A 2,989-nucleotide genomic window follows, 5' to 3' on the forward strand; every position below is an offset into this window, starting at 1 on the left:
GAGGTGTCCAGATACGGCCCTTCCACCACCCGGCCCAGGCGGGGCAGCAGATGGCGCAGGAAAAAGAGGGCGGCCAGGAAGGCGGCGATGGTGGCGCCCAGCACCCGGATGCTGTTGGTGACGAGCAGCTCCTCTTGCCAGGGCATGTCCGGGCTGGGAATGACGAAGTCCTGGAAGGCGAGGATCATGCCGACCAGGAGGCAGCCGAAGCCGGCCAGGCCAGCAATGCCGAAGCCGGGCAGCACGAACACCTCCAGGCCCAGAAGGGCCAGGCCCAGGGCGATGAGCAGCAGCTCGGTGTGATCCGCCAGGCCCATCAGGTACTGGTTGAGGAAGACCAGGCCCAGACAGAGGATGCCAATGACCCCCGGCAGGCCGAAGCCCGGGGACTTGATCTCGGTGTAGAGGGCGCCCAGGCCGATCACCAGCAGGATGGGGGCGATGGTGCTGATGAAGGAGCCCAGGGCCTCGGACCAGCTGGGCGCCAGATGCACCACCTTGGCCGAGGACATCCCCAGCTGGGCCAGGAGATCATCGAGGCTGGCGGCGGTATGCCGGGCGAAGCCCAGCTCCCGGGCCTCCACGTCGTCCATGGTCAGAAGCTCACCAGCCGCCACCACCAGCCGTTTGGACCGGATGGCGGCCTGGTCGGTCTCGGCCAGCTGCTCCAGCTCCGGGGTATCCAGGAACTGCCGCTGCCCGTCCTGGGTGATGACCTCGTAGACCTCCATCTCGGCGGTGACCATGGCCTCGGCCAGGCGCTGGGGATAGCCGTTGCGGCGGGCCAGGGCCCGGAACTTGGCCCGGAGCGGCGACTGGAACTTCTCGCCCAGCATCTGCGGCCCTTCGTCGGAGTAGGCGATGGGCGCGCAGTCGCCGATGGTGGTGTGGGGACGCATGGCCAGCTCGTGGCAGGCCAGGGCGATGAGGGCGCCGGCGGAGATCGCCTTGCCCGCGACAAAGGCCACCGTGCGGCTCGGGGCGTCGTTGACAATGGCATCGACGATGCGCAGGGCCGAGTCCACCCGGCCGCCGAAGGTGTCCATCTCCAGGACGAAGAGGGCGTCCTTGGCGTTGGCGGTGTCCCGGAAGGCCCGCTCCAGAAAGGCGGCCATGCCGGGATCCACATCGCCGGCCACCGGCAGCACGTAGACGGTGGCAGCAGGATGGGGCTGCTCCGGGCCGGCAACCGCCGGCCAGGCGGCGACCGCGAGGAGCAGGCTCAGCGCGAGAAGACGGATACGGGGGTCAGTCCAGCCAGAGGAGGTCAAGATCGATCTCGATGTCGGAAAAAGGCTCGGCGCGCACCGTGCCACCATCGCCATGAACGGAGAGGAGCAGCCAGCTGCTGGCTTCTCGGCGGAAGATCTCCAGGGTCCTGGCATCGGGATCGAGGAGCCAGAGAAAAGGAACGCCCTCCCGGGCGTAGATGGCCATCTTGCGGATGCGATCCGTCCGCACCGTGCCCGGGGAGAGGATCTCGGCAGCCCAGTCCGGGACAGTGCCGATCCAGTTGCTGCCGTCCGCGACCGGGAAGCGCTCCCGCCGCCAGCCGGCCAGGTCCGGGACCAGGATGTCCGCGCCCAGCGCCCTGACGGCCACGCAAGGGGATGATCTCAGCAAACGCGCCGTCTGTCAACCGCACCGGCGTGGGGGCTGGCGGGCCGGCGGCGTCTGGCGACAGCCATCCTTACCTGGCGCGATCCTGGTGCGGCCATCCGGGCAGCGCCGGCCTTGACACCAAAGACACTTGCGTGTTCTGTGTGCAGACAGAGCGGGGAGTACGGAGCAGGGGTAGCTGAATTCTCGTGCAAGGGCGGAAAGGAGCGTCGTCATGGATGCATCAGCTCGCCAGGGCCATTATCTGCCGCATTACGTCTATGACGATTACGTGCAGTGGGAAGGGCGTTGGGAGCTCATATCAGGAATAGCGCATGCCATGACCCCGGCCCCTTCGATCGAGCACCAGTTGATCAGTCAACGGATCGCGCAGCAGTTGGGGCTCCTTCTGGAAGGCTGCGACAGATGCCATGCCCTGCTGCCGGTGGACTGGAAGGTCGCCGAGGACACCGTCCTGCAACCCGATAATCTGGTGGTCTGTTATGAGCCGGTCGGTCCTTATCTCACCAAAGCACCCAGCCTGATCTTCGAGATTGTCTCCAGGAAGAGTCATGTGCGCGATGTGGAGATCAAGTTTGCCATCTACGAAAGGGAAGGGGTGAAGTACTACTGCCTGGTCTTCCCGGAAGAAGGCCTGGTGAAGGTGTTCGTCTTGCGGGGCGGGAGGTACAGCAAGCTTGCGGACGTCACCAACGAGAAGATCGAGTTTGATCTTGTGGCTGCCTGCCGTTTCTCCTTCGATTTCGGCCTGATTTGGGGAGCATGAATCGGCGATACTCCCCGCCGCACGCCAGGTCTGAGCCCCCGGATCACGCTCCGCGCGATGGCGGCAGAGGCCCCTCCCTACCTGGCCGCCAATTTTGCCGCCTGCGACCGTTTGTGGACCAGCAGCATGACGACCAGCCCGGCCAGGGTCAGCCCCAGGAGCGTGAACGAATGGCCCTTGATGGTCCGGTAGGCGTCGCGCTGCTGCCGTGTTTCGGCCAGGATTCCCTGGAGCCGCTCATCGCCGAAGACCTCGATCCGGCCGTTGGCCGGGTAGATGGCGCAGATCCGGTTGTCCTCCGTGATGCGGGAATTCTTGGTGTCGGCGATCAGCAGGGCGCCCTGGCGGGACATGGTCATGTCGTTGGGATAGCTGAGCTTGACGCCGCTCAAGTCCCGGCTGCCGCTCGTACCCAGGGCCTTGGCGATCAGGGCGTGGTTGTTGGTGTCTGCGACGTACAGGATGTCCTTGGCCTTGTGGTACGCCAGCTTGTAGTTCTCCCGGATCGACGTCCCTGGGGCGAGGTCGACCGGCTCGCATCGCCGGGCGTCCAGATCGCAGCTGAAGATGGCCTGGCCGTCGCCCACCAGCAGCCGGCCGTTG

General features: G+C 65.9%; 4 protein-coding genes. 1 reads left to right on the plus strand and 3 read right to left on the minus strand.

The genetic code is table 11. From position 1 onward, the window contains the following. Positions 1 to 1,271 (minus strand): serine protease (locus AB1634_19165; protein MEW6221633.1); only part of this gene is annotated, 1,271 nt, incomplete at its 3' end. Then, on the minus strand, positions 1,249 to 1,602 hold the full coding sequence (locus tag AB1634_19170) for a Uma2 family endonuclease (GenBank protein MEW6221634.1): 354 nt from the start codon (positions 1,600 to 1,602) through the stop codon (positions 1,249 to 1,251). The genes AB1634_19170 and AB1634_19165, both read right to left, overlap by 23 nt. Positions 1,603 to 1,834: 232 nt before the next feature. On the opposite strand from AB1634_19170, the gene AB1634_19175 reads away from it, so the two are divergent. Beyond that, positions 1,835 to 2,386 carry a Uma2 family endonuclease gene (locus AB1634_19175; protein MEW6221635.1) on the plus strand — a complete coding sequence of 184 codons (552 nt, stop codon included), beginning with the start codon at positions 1,835 to 1,837 and terminating at the stop codon, positions 2,384 to 2,386. A gap of 77 nt (positions 2,387 to 2,463) precedes the next feature. On the opposite strand, the gene AB1634_19180 is transcribed toward AB1634_19175, so the two are convergent. Next, on the minus strand, positions 2,464 to 2,989 hold a 526-nt coding region (locus AB1634_19180; GenBank protein MEW6221636.1), incomplete at its 5' end, for a hypothetical protein.

The sequence above is a fragment of the Thermodesulfobacteriota bacterium genome (assembly GCA_040755095.1).
In the GTDB taxonomy this organism is placed as follows: Bacteria; Desulfobacterota; Desulfobulbia; order Desulfobulbales; family JBFMBH01; genus JBFMBH01.